Here is a 17,550-nt window from a genome sequence, read left to right as displayed (position 1 = left end):
GGACCGACTCGCGGCCGGGGGCGACGGCGAGGGTCGCGCGCGTTCGTGTCGGATCGCGTTCGTTTTGTGCGCGGATCCGGAAGCGTTCGTATGCACGTGCTCGTGACGGGCGGGGCCGGGTTCATCGGCGGCCATCTCGCGGCGGCGTTCCTGCGGGACGGCCACGACGTGACCGTCCTCGACAACCTCGAACCGTTCTACGCCGAGGGTATCAAACGCCACACGATCGACGTCCACCGCGAGGCGGCGCGCGACTGCGACGTCGCGTATCGGTTCGTCGAGGGCGATGTCCGCGACGAGTCGACCGTGACCGACCTCGTCGCCGACGCCGACGTGGTCGTCCATCAGGCCGCACAGGCCGGCGTTCGCGAGAGCGTCGACAACCCCCGGAAGGTGACCGACATCAACGTGGACGGCACGGTGAACCTGCTGCAGGCCGCCACGGAGGCGGGCGTCGACCGCGTGATCCTCGCGAGCTCCTCGTCGGTGTACGGGAAGCCACGCTCGTTACCGTACGACGAGTCGCATCCGACGGAGCCGGTGAGCCCGTACGGGGTGACGAAACTGACCCAGGAGCACATGGCGCGGGTGTACACGGAGCTCCACGGGCTCCCGACGGTGTGTCTCCGGTACTTCACCGTGTACGGCCCGCGGATGCGCCCGAACATGGCGATCTCGAACTTCGTCTCCCGGTGTGTGAACGGGGAGCCGCCGGTGATCTACGGCGACGGCCAGCAGACGCGGGACTTCACCTACGTCGACGACGTGGTGGACGCGAACCGGACGCTGCTCACGTCGGACGCGGCCGACGGCGAGGTGTTGAACATCGGGAGTTCGGACACCATCTCGATTCAGGAGCTGGCCGAAACCGTGCGCGACCAGCTCGCGCCCGACCTGGAGATCGTCTACGAGTCCGCGCGGGAGGCGGACGCCGAACACACCCACGCGTCGGTGTCGAAGGCGCGGGAGCGGATCGACTACGAGCCCTCGCGGACGATCACCGAGGGCGTCGGCGAGTTCATCGAGTGGTACCAGGCGAACCGAGAGTGGTACGAGCCGTTGGTGCGGTCGTCGTAGGCGGCCCCCGTCGGCGACCGCGCGACCCCGTCCGTGACACCCCGTGCGTTCCGACCGACGGATTCAGGTGGCTCGTGGCCCGCCTCCCGGGCATGGACGCCGTGATACCCGCCGCGGGTCGGGGGAGTCGGCTCGGGGCGCTGACTGACGACCGGCCGAAGGGCCTGGTCGATGTGGGCGGCCGGCCGTTGCTCGCGTACGCGCTCGACGCGGCGGTCGAGGCCGGGGCCGACCGGCTGGTCGTGATCGTGGGGTACGAGGCGGCGGCGATCGTCGAGTGGTTCGGCGACACGTTCTCCGGCGTGCCGATCACGTACGTTCACCAGCGCGAGCAGCTGGGGTTGGGTCATGCCGTGTTGCAGGCGCGACACGCCGTCGACGGGACGTTTCTGCTCGTGAACGGCGATAACGTGTTTGTTGACGGAGTGACACTGGCGCTTGAGGCGGTACGCGCGGAGGGTGTCGACGGAGTGCTCGGGGTCGAGGAGGCTCCACGTGAGGTCGCTCGGACGACAGGCGTGATCGAGACGGAGGCAGGAGGCATTTCGGGAATTGTCGAGAAGCCCGACGACCCGCCGTCACAGCTGGTGACGACCGGGTGTTACGTGCTTCCTGCTGAAACGTTCCACGCGTGTGCGCTCGTCCAGCCCTCCGCCGAGGGAGAGTACCAGCTGAGCGAGGCGGTCGGGTTGCTGTGTCGAGCGGGGTTCGACTTCGAGACGGTCGAGCTCGGTCCGCGCGTGAACGTGAACGAGCCAGGGGATATCGAGCAGGCGGCAAAACTCGTCTGTGGAATAGGATAGGCCAGTATGACCTCCTCTGTGCCGTGAGACCCTTCTCGTCTTAACCGCGCGAGGATGTCAATTCCAGAACTCGGAGGGAGACACCCCTCGTTTCGTCTGTTCTTCGCGTCTGCGACAACAGGGAGTGGTGAGACACACCCCTCATTTCGTCTGTTCTTTGGGGCAGAATGTGGAATGATTCGTCCCCGATTAAGTTCCGAGACACTTTGCTTGCTCACCCGAAGATCGGTGAGACACACCCCTCGTTTCGTCTGTTATCTATATCTCTCCGGTACTTCTTCTCTCGATTTGGGAAGAAGAGTATCTAATAGCGAAACAGACGAAACAGACGAATGCACAAATTTATATACAAATAGGTTGTTGGCAGAAACGCATAATGAACGAAGATCTCTTTTCGGATATCACGGATACTCTCTTCGCGAACAAGGCGATTCTCTCGGAGGAGTACCAGCCGGACGAGATCGTCGAACGAGAAGACGAGATCGATGCCTTCCGATCCGCACTGAAAGATGTCTTGTTCGGTCGGAATCCCTCTAACGTATTCATCTACGGGAAAACCGGAGTCGGAAAGACCGCCGTCACGGAGCACATCATGACTGCGCTCAAAGCTGAAGTGAAGCGACGAGATGATGCGGACGAACTCCACGTCCATTTTCGGAACTGCAACGACGATACGGTCTATCGAACGGTCCGTGCACTGATTAACAGCATTCGTGGAGAGGATCGCGAGCCGTTTCCAGAGACCGGCCATTCGACGGCACACGCACTAGAAACGCTCTACGAAGAGATGGATTCAAACGGCGGGACGTATCTATTCGTTCTCGACGAGATAGACCATCTCTCGGATCCAAACACACTACTGTATGAACTCCCGCGTGCACGGGCAAACGATCATTTGACTGCCTCGCGAGTGGGCGTAATCGGGATCAGCAACAACTACGCGTTTCGTTCCTCGTTGAGTCCGAAGGTGAAGGACACGCTAATGGAAAAAGAGATCGCGTTTTCACCGTACGACGCCGACGAGCTTCGGTCAATTCTCACGACTCGAGCCGAGAAAGCGTTAATCGAGGATGCGTGGGACGATTCAGCGATCAAACTCGCTGCAGCCAACGCAGCAAAAGACACAGGAAGCGCACGACAGGCCATCGATCTGCTCCGAGAGGGCGGCGACGTCGCCGAGGAGAACGGTGCCACCGAGGTCACTGATGAGCATATCGAGGTCGCAGTCGATCGGGTTCAACGTGGTCGCGTCGAGGATAAACTGCGTGATCAGACCATGCATGGCCAGCTGATCCTCGAAGCGCTCGCGAAACTCGAAGTCAGCGGATCGACCCCCGCAAAATCGAAGCACGTACAGCAGGTATACGTTCAGGTGGCCGAGAGCAGGCGTCAGGAGCCGCTCACCACGCTCAAAAGCATCCAGAACCATCTCGCCGACCTCACCATGCTCGGCTTCCTCGAACGGACCGAACACAACGAGGGGCGCGCAGGTGGCGCTCACTACCAGTACGAGTTGGCACTCGATCCGACCATCGTCCTCGAAACACGGGACGCGATTGAATCTGAGCCGACGTGATCTGCGCTCTTGGGACGCAGAACAGACGAAACGAGGGGTGTGTCCGGTTGATGTCCGAAGTTTTGGAGTATGACGACGCATCGTGAAACGAGTGGAGGGTGTTTATCCGGGGAGAACAGACGAAACGAGGGGTGTGGGTTCGAGCCTCGCGATCACGCTCTCTGGTACTCGATGCGGACCCGGTACTCATTGACGAGCGTGACAGACGTGCGACGGCCACGCGTCACGACCTCTCAGCGACCGGCGTCGTGCAAATTCTCCTTCGCGCATCTGACCGGGAAGAAGTCGATTTCGAAGCGGAAGTTGACGCGCTCCAAGAGGCAGATTTTGGATCTCGGACGAGTTGTTCCAACGCGCTCTCGAGACGGACGTGGTGTGAGCGGTATTTCGCTCACGGATCGCTTCCGAACTGAAACCCAACCCACAAGATCGTGTGTTACCGATCGATACGTCAGCAGCGACGGAGTGGGCAGGCGTGACGGGTGCGACCGAACGGACTCATAAGCGGTCACTCCGTGGGGGCGATCCGATCGAAGACGGTCTCGTAGACGGCGAGGACGCTCGGGAACGAATACTCGTCGGCGACGTGCTCGCGGCCGGCCACGCCGTACTCACGTCGGTGGTCGACATCGACGAGGAGATCCTCCACCGCTTCCGGGAGGCTGTCAGTCGAGCCGGCGTGGACGCCCACGGGCTCTTTGTCGATTACGCCGTGAAGGGTGTAGTGCAGCGAGACGACGGGCGTCTCGTAGCGCCACGCTTCGAGAAAGACGTTGCCGAAGCCCTCGTAGTCTGAGGTGTTGACGAGCAGCGCCGCTTGTCGAAAGTACTCGTGAATCTCATCAGGGGGGACGAACCCCTTGAAGTTGCAGTTCGGGATGGTCTCGGCGCGGCGCTCAACCCGGTCGTAGTAGTCGGGATCGTCGTTGTCGTGGGGGCCGACCATGACGAACTCCCGATCGGGGAGGGCTTCGGCGAGGTCGAGAAAGCGCATCGGTTTCTTCTGGTCCTCGTTCATGCGGCCGACCCAGAGGACGGTCTCGCGGTCGGCGTGGTCGATCAGATCGCTCTCGGGCGGGAGGTCGTAGCCACAGGGGACGACGGTGGCGTCGACGCCGTGTTCGTCGGCGAGGAGGTCACGCTGGTAGGGGGTGAGCGCACAGACGGCGTCGGCGCTCCGGATCGCGGCGAGGTAGCCGCGGTGGAGGAGCGGGTTCATCTCGGCGAGGTGGCCGGGCTCGACGTTGGAGTCGTTGGCGACCTGATAGCAGAACGCGCCACGGCCGACTGTGCGCGTGAACAGCGCAGTCACCATACAGAGGAAGGGGTTGCCGCGGACGTAGTGGAGGTCGGCGTCGACCTCACGGAGTGCAGCGAGAATCCGGGCGGCCTTACGCGGGGCATTTTGGATACCACGGACATCCGGGATCACCCGCCGGACGTCGATGCCCTCGACCGTCTCGCGGCGCAGCGAGCCGTACGCGCGTGTGAGTACCGTCACGTCATAGCCGCGGTCAACGAGCGCAGTTGCGATCTTGTACTGCTGGCGTTCGGCCCCGCCTGCACCCGTCTCGATCCCGGACCCGAGGTAGGTGTGGAGCGTATCCGAGACGAAGCAGATGTGACGGGGCATACGGATCGAATTATGGGTGGGAGGGATTAAACGATGTTCGCTTTTGTGAAGGCGAGGCTAGACCGACGAGATTATCCGACGGCCCCGCGGAAATTGGATCAGTTAGTCTTCATATGTCGTCGTCAGACTCCGAGTCGGTTTCACGGGGGGAGAAACTCAACGCCCTCCGTGATGTCGCGAAATACAATCCGAAGTACACTGCTGCAATCGTTCTGTTGGGCGTCCTTGCCGCGGTACTGGAGGGTGTTGGGCTGAGTTTCATCCTCCCGATCGTGGACCTGGTACAGCTTGATGATCCGGCCGCGGAGGCAGACGGAATACTTCTGGCATTCGTCACCGCGTATCAGGCCCTTGGAGTCCCGTTCTCACTCGGGTACGTGGTGGTCGGTGTCTCGGTCGTAATGGTCGCGCGGTACACGACGAGCTTCGCCGTTGCGTGGTTCCGCGAGGCGCTACGGACCTACTATATTCGTGATCTCCAGACGCGGGCGTTCCGGAACGCGCTGAACGCGCGAGTCGAGTACTTCGACAAAGAGGGTTCGGACGACATCCTGAACGCGATCGTTACGCAAACGAACTACGCGGGGAGAGTAATTCAAAGCGGAATCAAGTTCACTGAACAGGTGTTTCTCGCCGGGATTTACTTCGCTGTCGCGTTGGTGATTGCCCCGACATTGACGATCATCACTGGCGTCGTCCTCGGTGGCTTTTCGATCTTCTTCCGGCGAGTGCTCGATTCGGGGTACGACATAGGGGACGAAGTTGCCGAGGCAAACGAGATGCGTCAGGAGGCCGCGCAGGCCGGAACGCAGGGAATCCGCGACGTGCGAATCTTCGGACTCGCCGAGGAGCTCTTCGAGGACTTCACCGACGCGATCGAGCAGTTCACGCGGTCGCGGATCGTTTTGCGGCGCAACGAGGCCGCGATCAACAACTTCTACAACCTCGTCGTCGCGGTATCAGTGTTTGTCCTCATCTATCTCGCGTTGACGTTCGCGAATCTCTCGGTCGGGGAACTCGGTGTCTTCCTCTTCGCGATGTTCCGACTCGGGCCGAAGGCGAGTCAGGTGAACACCCTGTACTACAAGGTTGAGAACAATCTCCCACACCTCGTCCGCACCATCCAGTTTACCGACGAGCTGGCGACGTATAACGAACCGACCGGGTCAAGCCGGGACGTCCCTGAAGAAATCCGAGAAGTCGAGTTCGACGACGTCCACTTCTCGTACGACGGCGAAAAAGAGGTCCTCCGCGGGATTGACTTCACGGTCGAGAAGGGGGAGTTCGTCGGGTTTGTCGGGCAGTCCGGAGCCGGGAAGTCGACGATCGTCTCGCTGCTTGCTCGGCTATACCCGGTGGACGATGGTGAGATCAGCGCGAACGGGATCCCGATCGACGAGATGGACATCGCGGAGTGGCGCGACCGGCTCTCGATGGTTAGACAGGATCCGTTCATCTTCAACGACACGCTGCGGTACAACCTGACACTCGGGAATCGCGAGGTGTCGGACGGAGAACTCGATCGCGTTTGCTCTATCGCGAAGGTCGACGAGTTTATCGACGAGCTACCAGACGGCTACGACTCGTTGTTGGGTGACGACGGGGTTCGACTGTCGGGCGGGCAACAGCAGCGCGTCGCGCTTGCGCGGGCGCTCCTTGAGGACGCCGACGTGTTGATCCTTGACGAGGCGACGAGCGACCTCGACTCCAATCTGGAAAAGCAGGTCCAACAGGCGATCGAAGAGATGGAGCGAGACTACGCGATAGTGACGATCGCTCACCGTCTATCGACAGTGAAGAATGCGGATCGGATCTACACAATCGAAGAGGGCCGAGTCACAGAGACTGGACAGCACGACGAACTCGTTGAGGAAGGCGGAAAGTATGCCGAACTGTACGGGATCCAGGCGAGTCGGTAACCCTCCAAAGGTCGGACTTTTTCCAAAAAGAGACAGACGTCTTATGATACTCATCGAGACGATTCTTGCCAAAGAAGCTTGATTGGTAAGCCGGATCAATGATCAAATCTATATCCTTCTAAATAACAGTTGAGCTATGGAGATCGATGGTGCCCGAATCGGTCCAGACTCTCAGCCATTTTTCATTGCGGAGGCAGGTGTCAACCACAACGGAGAGCTGAAAAAAGCAAAAGAACTCATAGATGTCGCTGCCGACGCGGGAGCAGATGCAGTTAAATTCCAGACGTTCACCGCAAATCGATTAGTTACTCCTGATGCCGATAAAGCAGATTACCAAACGGAAACAACCGGTGAAGGGGGCCAATATGAGATGCTAAAGCAGTACGAACTGGACCGAGAATCTCATAGATTGCTACTGGACTACTGTTCTAAAAAGGACATTACCTTTCTCTCAACGCCATTCGACCGCGAAAGTGCTGATATGCTAAAACAACTGGGGGTTGACGCTATTAAACTCGGTTCAGGAGAACTCACTAATACTCCGTTAATAAAGCATGTAGCTGAATTTGATTTACCACTAATTGTGAGTACGGGAATGGGGACATTAGAAGAAGTGGAACAAGCATATGAGGCGATCCAATCAGTGGATGCGGGAGCTGATGTCGTCTTTCTCCATTGTACGTCAACATATCCTTGTTCTCTGGAAGATGTGAATCTCAGGGCGATGGAGACAATCAAAGAAAAATTGAATGTACCGGTAGGGTATTCAGATCATACCGTTTTGCCGGAGACACCGGCCTTCGCTGTCGCCGCTGGCGCTTCCATACTTGAAAAACACTTCACGCTGAATTCGACGCTACCAGGCCCGGATCACGAAGCATCACTTGAACCAGAAGGATTGAACCACGCAGTGAATTTAGTTCATACTGCGGCACAAAGTAGAGGTAACCCAAGGAAGCAACCAACTGAAAGCGAACAGGAAAACATCAGAACCATACGAAAGAGCCTTTATGCCGCTTCAGACCTCGATTCAGGTGACTTATTGGAGGAGAGCGATATCGCAATTCTCCGACCTGAAGATGGACTTACACCACAGTGGTATGATTCTATTATTGGAACAAAAATAACTCAAAATATATCTCAAGGCAGTCCAATCACTAAGTCAGATTTGGAGATGGAGGAAGGTGGTTCGTAATGTTTGAGGGAGATAATACTGTACTCGTTATCGGTGCCCACCCAGATGACGAAGTTCTCGGGGCGGGAGGGACGATCGCTAAACACGCAAATTCCGGAGATGACGTTCATATTCTCATCGTTACGGAAGGAACAACTCACCAGTACGGCGATACAGAACTGATCGAGGAAAAGAAAAAACAGGCAAAATTGTGTGCTGATACTCTCGGAGCTTCCACAGTTCATTTTGGGGATCTACCCGATATGAAGTTAGATCAAATACCACACGTGGAAGTGAACTCAGTTATCGAAGGTGTATGTTGTGAGGTTAATCCAGATATCGTGTATACTCACTCTCGAAGGGAGGTGAATCTGGATCATCTTGCTGTTCATGAATCAACCGTTGTCGCAACACGACCTGGATCGGGTGTTTCCACAGTACTCACATATGAAACGCCATCATCAACTGATTTTGCTACTGACATAGATGGATTTAATCCAACATTGTTTACTGAGATTGAAGAGTATCTGGATGTAAAGACTGATGCGTTTAATTGTTATGAGACTGAAGTTCGAGAGTATCCACATCCGCGTTCAACTGAGTCAATAAGAAGCATCGCAAAAGCGCGTGGTGCTGCTAGTGGTTGCAGAGCTGCTGAGGCATTTGATATTTTACGGGCATATCGGTAATCACTTATTCAGTCTCAGTTGGTGACGCAGGAACTCCGACAACCGTTGTTTCAGAGGGTACATCCTCAGTTACTACAGATCCAGCACCAACAATTACATTCTCCCCTATAGTTACGTCTTCTACTATCGTTGCATTCGGACCGATATATGAGTTCCGACCGATATCAACCCCTCCAGCAAGAGACACACTTGGTGTTATCGTAGCGCCCTCTCGCAGAGCACAGTCATGAGATAGATTCACACAACTGTCGACAATAACATGGTTACTGATATCACAATGTGGACCAATATATGACTGACCATTTACCGTTACTCCATAGCCAAGTGTAGCTTTTCCGGAGATACTTGAAGAGGGATGGATCGCATTAAAAAATTTACTATCAAACTTTGAAAGGTCTTCTGCGAGGTCTAATCTGACATCAGGTTGGTCACCGAATGCGATTAGACATTGAATAGTTTCTTCTGACCGCTCAGAGATCGCATCTAACCCACCAATTACGGGGACATCTGTGATCAATCTACCATGTAGAGATGGATCATCATCCACAAAAACAACGTTATCAGAGTCACCGCTAGCACGTAATATGTCTAAGACAACTTTACCTTGTTCTCCAGCACAGTAAATTACTTTCATTTGTTCTCAAGTAGGAAGTCACGTGCGTTAATAAATGTATCACCGATAGAAAAGTCATAGTTACTAACGAGTGAACCAGCTGAAATGGGGTCATCTCCTTCTACTTGTACTTCTGTTAGTTCAATAGTACTTTCCCATGCTTCAACGCCAAGACGATCTTCATCTTGATACATTATTTCACCAGGGCAACCAAACGTTGTGTCACCCTCAGGCGGATTTGCCCCCCAAACTGTTATTTTTTGATCCTGGAGATAAGAGAACGCACCAGGGTATGGTCTCGATTGTCCACGTATCCAGTCGTATACTACATCTGGTCGCTGGTTCCAATCAATAAGTCCATGATGAGGCTCACGCTTCGGCCACCACGTCGCACGTGAATGGTCTTGAGACGTACTTTGAACAATACCCTTACTAAACTCCGGGTAGTGTTCTCTCATCAATGTCCGCCCCGCTTTGATCATTTTTTGATAGAGTGAAGAGGCATCATCCTCAATATGAATTGGCAGCGGTTCTTGTCCCACTATATCACCCGCATCAGCCTCTTCTACGAGATGGAAAAGAGAGAGGGCAGTTTCATCAAGACCTTTGATAATAGACCAAGCGAGGGGTGCCCTTCCTCTTCCTCTAGGCAGTGGTGCGGGATGCATTCCAAGAGCCGCTACGGAAGGTATCTCTATTACTTCAGAATCAACCAATCGGGACCATCCGACGACGAATAGAAGATCTGGTTCATAGTCCATAATCTGTGATTTCACTGAGTTTGTGTTAACAGATTCCACCCCATGGAGCGGAATTTCGTTACTCGTAGTGAACTCAGAAAGATCTGTTTGGTCTGCAAGTTCTTCTTGTTCTGAGCGGGTATAGACCGCTTGAATATTTGCTCCAAGAGAGTTTAGCTCTTCCAAACAAGCTTGACCGAGTTCGTTATGAGTGATAAACACGACTCGCATACGCTGAATGTATTTTGCTAGCTTATGAAATCTGGGAAGCTAATAGGTCAGGCGTTTTCGGAGGAGATCCTCATTGAGGTCCACTTGAGATAGATGATCAGCAATCAGGCGACCTGCCCCACCATAATCATAGGGACTCTCGCAATGTTCGACCCGTTGTTGGAATTCAGGATCATCAAAAGACATTCTTATCGCATCCCGGATCTCTGAAGAATTATGCGCAACAGAAAGAGTGTTTTCAGCTCGTTCCCGCCCCTCTTGTCGAGGTCCAACATCCACAACCGGTAAGGAGAAAGACGGAGCTTCAATGATCCCGCTTGAAGAGTTTCCGACCATCACATCCACCGCATCCATGATTCCAAGATATTCTCGACGCGGTAGACTTCGAAACGTCCGAATTGATGTAGTATCATCACGAGACTCGATCTCAGATATGATTGCGTCTCCACCGGCGTCGGAGTTAGGGTAAATGAGGATAACCTGTACATCGAATGATTTTACTGCGTCAAGTGTCTCAGCCATCTGGTCTCCCGCCTGATCTGGCTGTGTCGTTACTGGGTGCTGTACAACGAGTATCGACGGTTTGCCGGGATCTAGATTGTATTTATCAAGAACAACTTCTGGATCCATATATTCTCCAGCAAGAATATCATCGAGACCCGGAGCACCGGCGGTTATGATACGCCACTCTTCTTCACCCAGTTTTCGGATACGTTCTGCACTCAGCTCGGAAGCCGGAAAATGGATATGAGCAAACTTCGTGATCGCGTGTCGAATGCTATCATCGATGACCGCGCCATACATTGAATCACCGCCATGGATATGAGCGATAGGGATATTCGAGTGTGCCGCTGCGAGTGCTCCGGCAAGAGCTTCGTCACGATCACCAAGTAATAACACAATATCCGGATCTAAGTCGTTGAAACCATCTACAAGGCCCATCACACCGACACCAAGTGATTTAGCCATCGCCGTACCAGAATCCCCGTCAACCTGCATAAGTATTTCTCGATCGACAGTAAAACCGTCTGCGCGAATATCGTCGACAGTCATGCCGTGCTTCGGGGAAAGATGCATTCCGGTTGCGACGACTGACAAAGAGAGGCCCTTGTGATTTTGGATCGCTTCCATTGAGGACTTCAATAAACCGTATTCCGCTCTCGTTCCAGTAAGGACGAGAATGGATCGCTTCTGATTACTCATATCCCCTGTTTAGATACCGATGGTAACAATCTTGTCCTACCAGACTGATATAGAGGATCAAACTAAGCGAGTTACTTGATCGTCCATCCTCCGTCGACGACAAGATTGTGCCCTGTAACGTATGAGGCGGCGTTACTGAGGAGGTACACAACTGCTCCAGAAATTTCAGTTGGTTTTGCCATCCGTCCAAGTGGTACTTCACTCTCATAGTTTTCGACAAATCGGTGATCTTGGTCGTTGAAAACACCGCCGGGACTTACACTATTAACTCGAATTCCATCTTGACCGAGATAGGAAGCAAGATATCGAGTGAAATTTAGAATTCCAGCCTTGATAATAGAGTACTCAACCGGACTCGTCATGTCCGTCTGGTCATACATCGAGAAATCAGGTGCCTGTATTCCATAGATCGAACTGAAATTCACGATTGACCCTTCATGTTCCTGTTCAACCATTCGGAGAGCGACTGCCTTCGTCATGGCGTAATACCCTCCAAGATGTAGTGATAAATTTGCCACTAGATCCTCCTTCTCAACAGATTCAAACTGCTTCCCGTAGTCATCTGTTTGAGGATACGCCATATTGACTAGTCCGTCGATCCGATTGTACTTATCAAATACGACATTACAGGTCGTGTCAATCGAATCAACATCGGTGATGTCTAGTGATTGGAATGTACCATTATCTAGCTGATCAGCGATTTCAGGTCCTCGACTTTCATCGAGATCTGCAACGACAATATCGGCACCATGACGATCCAACAATCGACAGACCTCTGCTCCGATTAGACCGCCACCACCAGTAACAATGATAACTTGCTCGGTGAGATCAAACAAACAGTCAGTCATCTGTGTTATCATCTCGATTAAACATAAACTCAACGAACTGTAAATCAGTTGTAGTGTCGATGTCGACAGAACGCTCAGGAGGCATCACCGAAATCTTAGTGTAATTACCGTGGGGAGAATCGGCTTTCATCAAAAAGTCACGCTCGTAGACGTACACTGCGGCATTCATCTCGTACACCACAGGTGCGTCCTGTCGACGGACTACTTCGTCATCAAGAGACTTTGAAAGAGAGGCATATCCACTTTCGTCGAGTTCAACCATATTAAAATACGGATTCTTGTCCGCCTCACAGACGGTGTAGGCATTAGTTGCTTCTTCATCGGTAATGACGGTCTCAAAACAGTCCTCTATATCCGCTGGCCGCCGAAGTGGAGTAGTCGCATCGATATCGACCACATAATCATACGTTATGCTGCGCTCAGTCTCTATGTACTCCACAGCGTGTTGTATTACTGGAAGCTTCGCGGCTTCGTCACTTGCGAGTTTGGACGGGCGCATAAACGGTACCGCTGCGCCAAATTTCTCCGCGACTGAGGCGATCGCTTCATCATCAGTCGAGACAACTACATCAGTATCACGCTCCCACGTGAGCGCGTCAGAAACAGCATGCCCGATCAAGGGCTTCCCGCCAACTTCCTTGAGATTCTTATTTGGGATACCTTTCGACCCGCCACGAGCACAGATGGTACAGAGAATCTCAGCCATTATATTCACCTTTTATGTCGAGTGCTATTTGTAATACTTCCTTTGCCTCGGTGAGATCGTTGTCGCACTTTCCACCTGAGCGAACGTTCTGGATGAAGTGGTTTAATTGCCCCACAAACCGCCGATCACGTTCGTAATCGAACGATTCTGTATCAGTCGCAGACGGCCATTCTACCGTCAATATTTGTTCCTGTAAGTCGGCGATAACTGTCCCGTCCTCACAGACGACTTCTAGTATCCGTTTTGGCTGACGACGACAGTAATCGAGATGAATACTACCGACGACACCGCCCGGGACTCTCATGATAGCCTCTGCAATAGCCTCGGAATTGATTTCCAATGTGTCTGTGTGAGCGATCGCTGAGGCGACACACGAAATGTTATCGAACAACCAGTATGTATAGTCAATCTCATGAATTAAATCGAGGACAACGCCGCCACCACGTTCAGAGTCTGCACTATAAGAATCACGATAATCTTGTTCGGGACGCCACTCTGGAAGATACGATCCTGAGGTCGCCCGAAACGCGAGTACATCTCCTATATCTTCGCTGTTGATGACTTCACGTGCCGCGTTTAGAGTTGGATCGAATCGTAGTTGACAGCCAACATGTGTCACCAAACTATTTTTTTTAGCGATTCTAATTAGCTTCTCAATATCCTCTAACGTGTGAGAAAGTGGTTTTTCAATGAAAAGATGACAGCCAGCTCTAGCACATGCGATAGCCGTTTCGACGTGTTTGTGTGTTGGATTCGTTATGAATGCGACATCAGGATCTTGTGCGAGCGCATCTTGTAAGTCGGTATACTCGGGTGCGCCAAAGGGGTTCCCAGATTGGGAAGTTCCACTCCGGTAGATCAGTAGTTCGAGCTCATCCAATTCTTCATGGAGGATGCGAGCATGCCGTCTTCCTATAGAGCCAAGACCGGTGAGTAGAATTCGCATCTATAACAGATCGTGCTGTGACACATGGTGATCAATTTTCTGTACGATCTCAGCTTCAGAGAGAGGATTTTCATCGGCCGATGTATAGGCATTTTCTACGGGTGTTGCATCTGAGTAATTGAGATCGTCATACGCAGCAATATCAATTTGTGGTAATATAACGTACATATCTTCTAACTCACGGGCTTGGAACCGTTCATCCTCCGAGACGAGTTTCTCATGAATTCGTTCACCAGGACGCGCTCCAATAGTTTTGATATCGATGTCTTCGGGCTTATACCCAGCAGCAGGAGCATACTCTTCGACCATTGCTTCTGCTAGCGTGCCAATCTGAAACACCGGCATCTTCAGAACAAAAATTTCACCACTAGTCATTTTTTGGTACGCTTTAAGAACGAGACTGGCCGCTTCATCAATTGGCAAAATAAAACGGGTCATTTCAGGGTTTGTAACCGTTACTGGACCACCTTGCTGTATCTGATCGAGAAATAGAGGAACAACCGATCCACTCGACCCGAGAACGTTTCCGAAGCGAACACATCCGAACGAGATATTTCGGTTTCCTTTGTATGTGTTCGCAGCGATGATGAGCCGTTCAGAGAGAAGTTTCGTTGCGCCCATCACCGATGTCGGGTTTGATGCCTTGTCTGTACTTATTCCAATAAATGATTCAATTTCTTCCTCAAGAGCAGCTCGGATAAGGTTCTGGGTCCCATTAACGTTTGTCTGAACAGTCTCGAAGGGGTTATACTCGTTCAATGTGACGTGTTTCAACGCTGCGGCGTGAAACACGACATCGATATCCTCGACAGCAAGTTCGAGTCTGTCTTGATCCCGAATATCTCCGAGGAGATACCGGACCGGCGCATCGTCGCCTAGCTCCTTTTGTAGACTAAACAGCGCTTCTTCGCTGTTATCGAAGACACGGACAACAGAGGGGTCCTCAGCTAAAATCGCCTTGACAAGGCGAGAGCCAATGGAACCGCACCCGCCAGTGACGAGAACGTCTTTCTCTTCAAGAGATGGCATACATCGAATCCCTGAGCGCGTGAGTAAACCGCTTTCGAAGTATCCCAGTTGTTACTGATTCACCGCTTCGATCACAGCATCAGCGATCCGGTCTGTCTCTGCTGTGGAAAGACTCGGATACATTGGTAACGAAAGCACACGGCTTGCGATGTCCTCCGTAACAGGGAGATCTGGAGTAGTATTCTTCGTTCGTGTATAATACTCCGTCTGGTGAACAGCTGGATCCCAGTAGACTTTTGATGAGATATTGCGATCCTCTAGAGTTTCAATCACGTAGTCACGATTGAGCTCATTGGCAAGCTCTATGGTATATAATTGATAGACGTGGGTTCCTACCTCCGGGGGTATATGTGGTTGTATGCCGTCAACATCTTCGAAGCGGTCAGTAAGTTCGGTGGCCGCCTGCCGACGGCCCTCAATGAGTTCATCGATCCGATCGAACTGAGAGCAACCTAACGCGGCGGTGAGATCCGACATTCGAATATTGGTTCCAATGTCGGCATAGTCCCCGGATTCTGAACTCTCGAAGTAATCGCTCGACGCACGGCCGTGTGAGCGGTACAGTTTCACCTGTTCTGCGAGTTCGTCATCATTAGTAACGACTGCGCCACCCTCTCCCGTGGGCACAATCTTGTTTTGACAGAAACTCAACGCTGCGGCATCCCCAAAGGAGCCGAGTTTTTGACCGTCAAACTCGGCACCGAGAACCTCCGCTGCGTCCTCGATTAGGGGTGTATCGTGTTCAGCCGCAAGGTCGACTAATTCATCGATTCGACAACTGGTTCCGTACGGATGGACGGGGATTATCGCAGCAGTTGACTCCGTGAGATTGTCTTCTACTGAGGCCGGATCGAGTCCATATGTATCTGACTCAATATCGGTAAATATTGGTTCTGCACCGACTAATCGAACTGCGTTGGCAGTTGCGATAAACGTGAAAGCAGGGACAATAACTTCGTCACCCTTACCGATCCCAAGTCCATGAAGTGCGGCGATGAGTGCAGTTGTACCTGAATTGACGACGAGAGCGTGATCTACATTTAGGAACGCTTCGAGTTTTGATTCAAATTGGTCGACGTACGGGCCTTTCGCCCAGTACCCACCTCGCTTAATCGAGTCGGTGACTGTTGCGAGATCGTTTTCATCCCATGGGATCTCGAAAAGCGGTATCGAATCTTGTTCCTGCATCGGATAAGACTATTAATTTGAATCATAATAATTCACCGTGCTCCTAGATAGTGTATTCAGTATGTTATTATCGCTGCTGATGGTCGCTATCGTTTGTCAGCACAACTTCTGTGGTGGTGACATCCCAGCAACAGGACAAACTGCCTTGTCTGGTAGTAAGTGGTGTGAATCGAGTTGCCCTTTTGTAGCTGTTGACCCGTTGTAGAACAAGGAAAACCTATGACAGAGAGCCAGAAGTGGTTGTTTTTTTTTTTTTACTTTGGAGTGACTGTATAAACTATTTCAGGAGATGGTCGGTCAGAATAATCCCAAGTTGGCGAACAGAGCGGTTCCAACATCTTGTACCACGTTTCTATCCAATCTTCTTTTAGTTCAACTCGCTGATCTTTTGGCATTGAATAGGCCATTCGGATTAAATACGGTGAGATTGGACGGAGGCCAATGTCCCACATACGTGAGTGCGCTTGTGTGACTGTTGCCCGCTGTTGGACAATATCCAGTCCTGCCGCTTCAAGTTTCTCTTCCCACTCTTCTGGAGTATACAGATGAGCATAGTGATCACTTCGACCTCGATCGATCATCTCGATAAATTCATTCCCCAGTTCATCTTCCCACTGATTCCAGAGGGTATTAAGAAAATTTCGAACATTTGTATTCTTCAACACGAGATGGCCCTGTCCGTCATCAGCGAGTACACGGGCAATTTCGTCAAGATGGAGTTCTACGTTCTCAACCCAGTAAACACTGTTAGAGAACACGGTTTTGAAACGATTGTCTTCAAATGGCAACGGTTGATTATTATCATGTTGGTGGAGTTCGTCATAGAAATCAAGTTCAGCCGCTTTATCAAGTAGCGGCTGTTTCCAGTCGGTTCCGACAGTAATTCGCCGATCGGGACGGTCTCTGATAACAGGACTATAATCTTCTGAGGTAGCGTTATAAATATCTTTATTCTGGAAGAAATTGTCAAGATTCTCCGTTGCACCGAAAATATCGAACTCTGTACCAAAGTCACCACCAGCAAGTAGGAAACTAAATATCCCATCTCCACAACTTAAGTCAAGAGATGGTTCTTCAAACTCAGTCGATCACATCGGGTTTGAGTGAAAGTGTCTGCTTGGGAAGAGTGTGGAACCTACCGAAGCAGACAACGAGATAGAAGAAGAGCATCTTCT

The 17,550-nt window shown here is 52.3% G+C and carries 16 protein-coding genes and 1 pseudogene; 7 read left to right on the top strand and 10 right to left on the bottom strand.

Annotation, left to right across the window (positions count from 1 at the left end):
• Window positions 1-90 precede the first annotated feature (90 nt).
• From ACFQEU_RS03960 to ACFQEU_RS18265, 4 genes are all read left to right on the top strand, one after another.
• Complete coding sequence (locus tag ACFQEU_RS03960) at window positions 91-1,077, top strand: SDR family NAD(P)-dependent oxidoreductase (RefSeq protein WP_379779493.1); 987 nt, start codon at window positions 91-93, stop codon at window positions 1,075-1,077.
• A gap of 92 nt (window positions 1,078-1,169) precedes the next feature.
• Entirely contained in the window at window positions 1,170-1,880 is a 711-nt protein-coding gene (locus tag ACFQEU_RS03955; RefSeq protein WP_379779491.1) for a sugar phosphate nucleotidyltransferase, read from the top strand.
• 376 nt (window positions 1,881-2,256) lie between these two features.
• Window positions 2,257-3,456, top strand: a complete 1,200-nt coding sequence (locus ACFQEU_RS03950; protein WP_379779489.1) for an orc1/cdc6 family replication initiation protein — start codon at window positions 2,257-2,259, stop codon at window positions 3,454-3,456.
• 98 nt (window positions 3,457-3,554) lie between these two features.
• Window positions 3,555-3,869 (top strand): PIN domain-containing protein, encoded by a 315-nt coding sequence (locus ACFQEU_RS18265; RefSeq protein WP_464384103.1) that lies wholly within the window; start codon window positions 3,555-3,557, stop codon window positions 3,867-3,869.
• A 95-nt stretch (window positions 3,870-3,964) separates the two neighbouring features.
• Here ACFQEU_RS18265 and ACFQEU_RS03945 read toward each other — a convergent pair whose 3' ends face one another.
• Complete coding sequence (locus ACFQEU_RS03945; protein WP_379779487.1) at window positions 3,965-5,089, bottom strand: glycosyltransferase family 4 protein; 1,125 nt, start codon at window positions 5,087-5,089, stop codon at window positions 3,965-3,967.
• A gap of 113 nt (window positions 5,090-5,202) precedes the next feature.
• Between ACFQEU_RS03945 and ACFQEU_RS03940 the strand changes: the two genes are divergently transcribed.
• The 3 genes from ACFQEU_RS03940 (at window position 5,203) to ACFQEU_RS03930 (ending at window position 8,871) form a co-directional block, all read left to right on the top strand.
• The gene (locus ACFQEU_RS03940; protein WP_379779485.1) at window positions 5,203-7,008 is read left to right on the top strand and encodes an ABC transporter ATP-binding protein; all 1,806 of its coding nucleotides are present in this window, start codon (window positions 5,203-5,205) and stop codon (window positions 7,006-7,008) included.
• 136 nt (window positions 7,009-7,144) lie between these two features.
• Window positions 7,145-8,203, top strand: coding sequence for an N-acetylneuraminate synthase (gene neuB, locus ACFQEU_RS03935; protein WP_379779483.1), 1,059 nt, complete (start codon window positions 7,145-7,147; stop codon window positions 8,201-8,203).
• The gene (locus ACFQEU_RS03930) at window positions 8,203-8,871 is read left to right on the top strand and encodes a PIG-L deacetylase family protein (protein ID WP_379779481.1); all 669 of its coding nucleotides are present in this window, start codon (window positions 8,203-8,205) and stop codon (window positions 8,869-8,871) included. Before neuB ends, ACFQEU_RS03930 begins: the two co-directional genes overlap by 1 nt.
• Window positions 8,872-8,875: 4 nt before the next feature.
• On the opposite strand, the gene ACFQEU_RS03925 is transcribed toward ACFQEU_RS03930, so the two are convergent.
• The 9 genes and pseudogenes from ACFQEU_RS03925 to ACFQEU_RS03885 form a co-directional block, all read right to left on the bottom strand.
• Entirely contained in the window at window positions 8,876-9,505 is a 630-nt protein-coding gene (locus ACFQEU_RS03925) for an acetyltransferase (RefSeq protein ID WP_379779479.1), read from the bottom strand.
• Window positions 9,502-10,455 carry a methionyl-tRNA formyltransferase gene (locus ACFQEU_RS03920; RefSeq protein ID WP_379779477.1) on the bottom strand — a complete coding sequence of 318 codons (954 nt, stop codon included), beginning with the start codon at window positions 10,453-10,455 and terminating at the stop codon, window positions 9,502-9,504. The genes ACFQEU_RS03925 and ACFQEU_RS03920 overlap by 4 nt, the downstream gene beginning before the upstream one ends.
• A 39-nt stretch (window positions 10,456-10,494) precedes the next feature.
• Complete coding sequence (gene neuC, locus ACFQEU_RS03915; protein ID WP_379779475.1) at window positions 10,495-11,658, bottom strand: UDP-N-acetylglucosamine 2-epimerase; 1,164 nt, start codon at window positions 11,656-11,658, stop codon at window positions 10,495-10,497.
• Window positions 11,659-11,729: 71 nt separating this feature from the next.
• Window positions 11,730-12,518 carry an oxidoreductase gene (locus ACFQEU_RS03910; RefSeq protein WP_379779473.1) on the bottom strand — a complete coding sequence of 263 codons (789 nt, stop codon included), beginning with the start codon at window positions 12,516-12,518 and terminating at the stop codon, window positions 11,730-11,732.
• Window positions 12,499-13,212, bottom strand: a complete 714-nt coding sequence (locus ACFQEU_RS03905) for an acylneuraminate cytidylyltransferase family protein (protein ID WP_379779471.1) — start codon at window positions 13,210-13,212, stop codon at window positions 12,499-12,501. Before ACFQEU_RS03905 ends, ACFQEU_RS03910 begins: the two co-directional genes overlap by 20 nt.
• Complete coding sequence (locus ACFQEU_RS03900) at window positions 13,205-14,158, bottom strand: Gfo/Idh/MocA family protein (protein ID WP_379779469.1); 954 nt, start codon at window positions 14,156-14,158, stop codon at window positions 13,205-13,207. Before ACFQEU_RS03900 ends, ACFQEU_RS03905 begins: the two co-directional genes overlap by 8 nt.
• Window positions 14,159-15,187 carry an SDR family NAD(P)-dependent oxidoreductase gene (locus ACFQEU_RS03895; protein WP_379779467.1) on the bottom strand — a complete coding sequence of 343 codons (1,029 nt, stop codon included), beginning with the start codon at window positions 15,185-15,187 and terminating at the stop codon, window positions 14,159-14,161. It lies immediately after the preceding gene.
• Window positions 15,188-15,238: 51 nt separating this feature from the next.
• Complete coding sequence (locus ACFQEU_RS03890; RefSeq protein ID WP_379779465.1) at window positions 15,239-16,375, bottom strand: DegT/DnrJ/EryC1/StrS family aminotransferase; 1,137 nt, start codon at window positions 16,373-16,375, stop codon at window positions 15,239-15,241.
• 254 nt (window positions 16,376-16,629) lie between these two features.
• Window positions 16,630-17,427 (bottom strand): annotated as a pseudogene (locus tag ACFQEU_RS03885) (methyltransferase domain-containing protein); the annotation flags it as partial.
• Between the last annotated feature and the right edge of the window lie 123 nt (window positions 17,428-17,550).

The sequence above is a fragment of the Halorubrum tibetense genome, assembly GCF_042661865.1.
GTDB classification, from domain to species: domain Archaea; phylum Halobacteriota; class Halobacteria; order Halobacteriales; family Haloferacaceae; genus Halorubrum; species Halorubrum tibetense.
The sequence above is the reverse complement of the archived record's forward strand: the minus strand, read 5'-3'. Positions and strand labels throughout refer to the sequence as shown.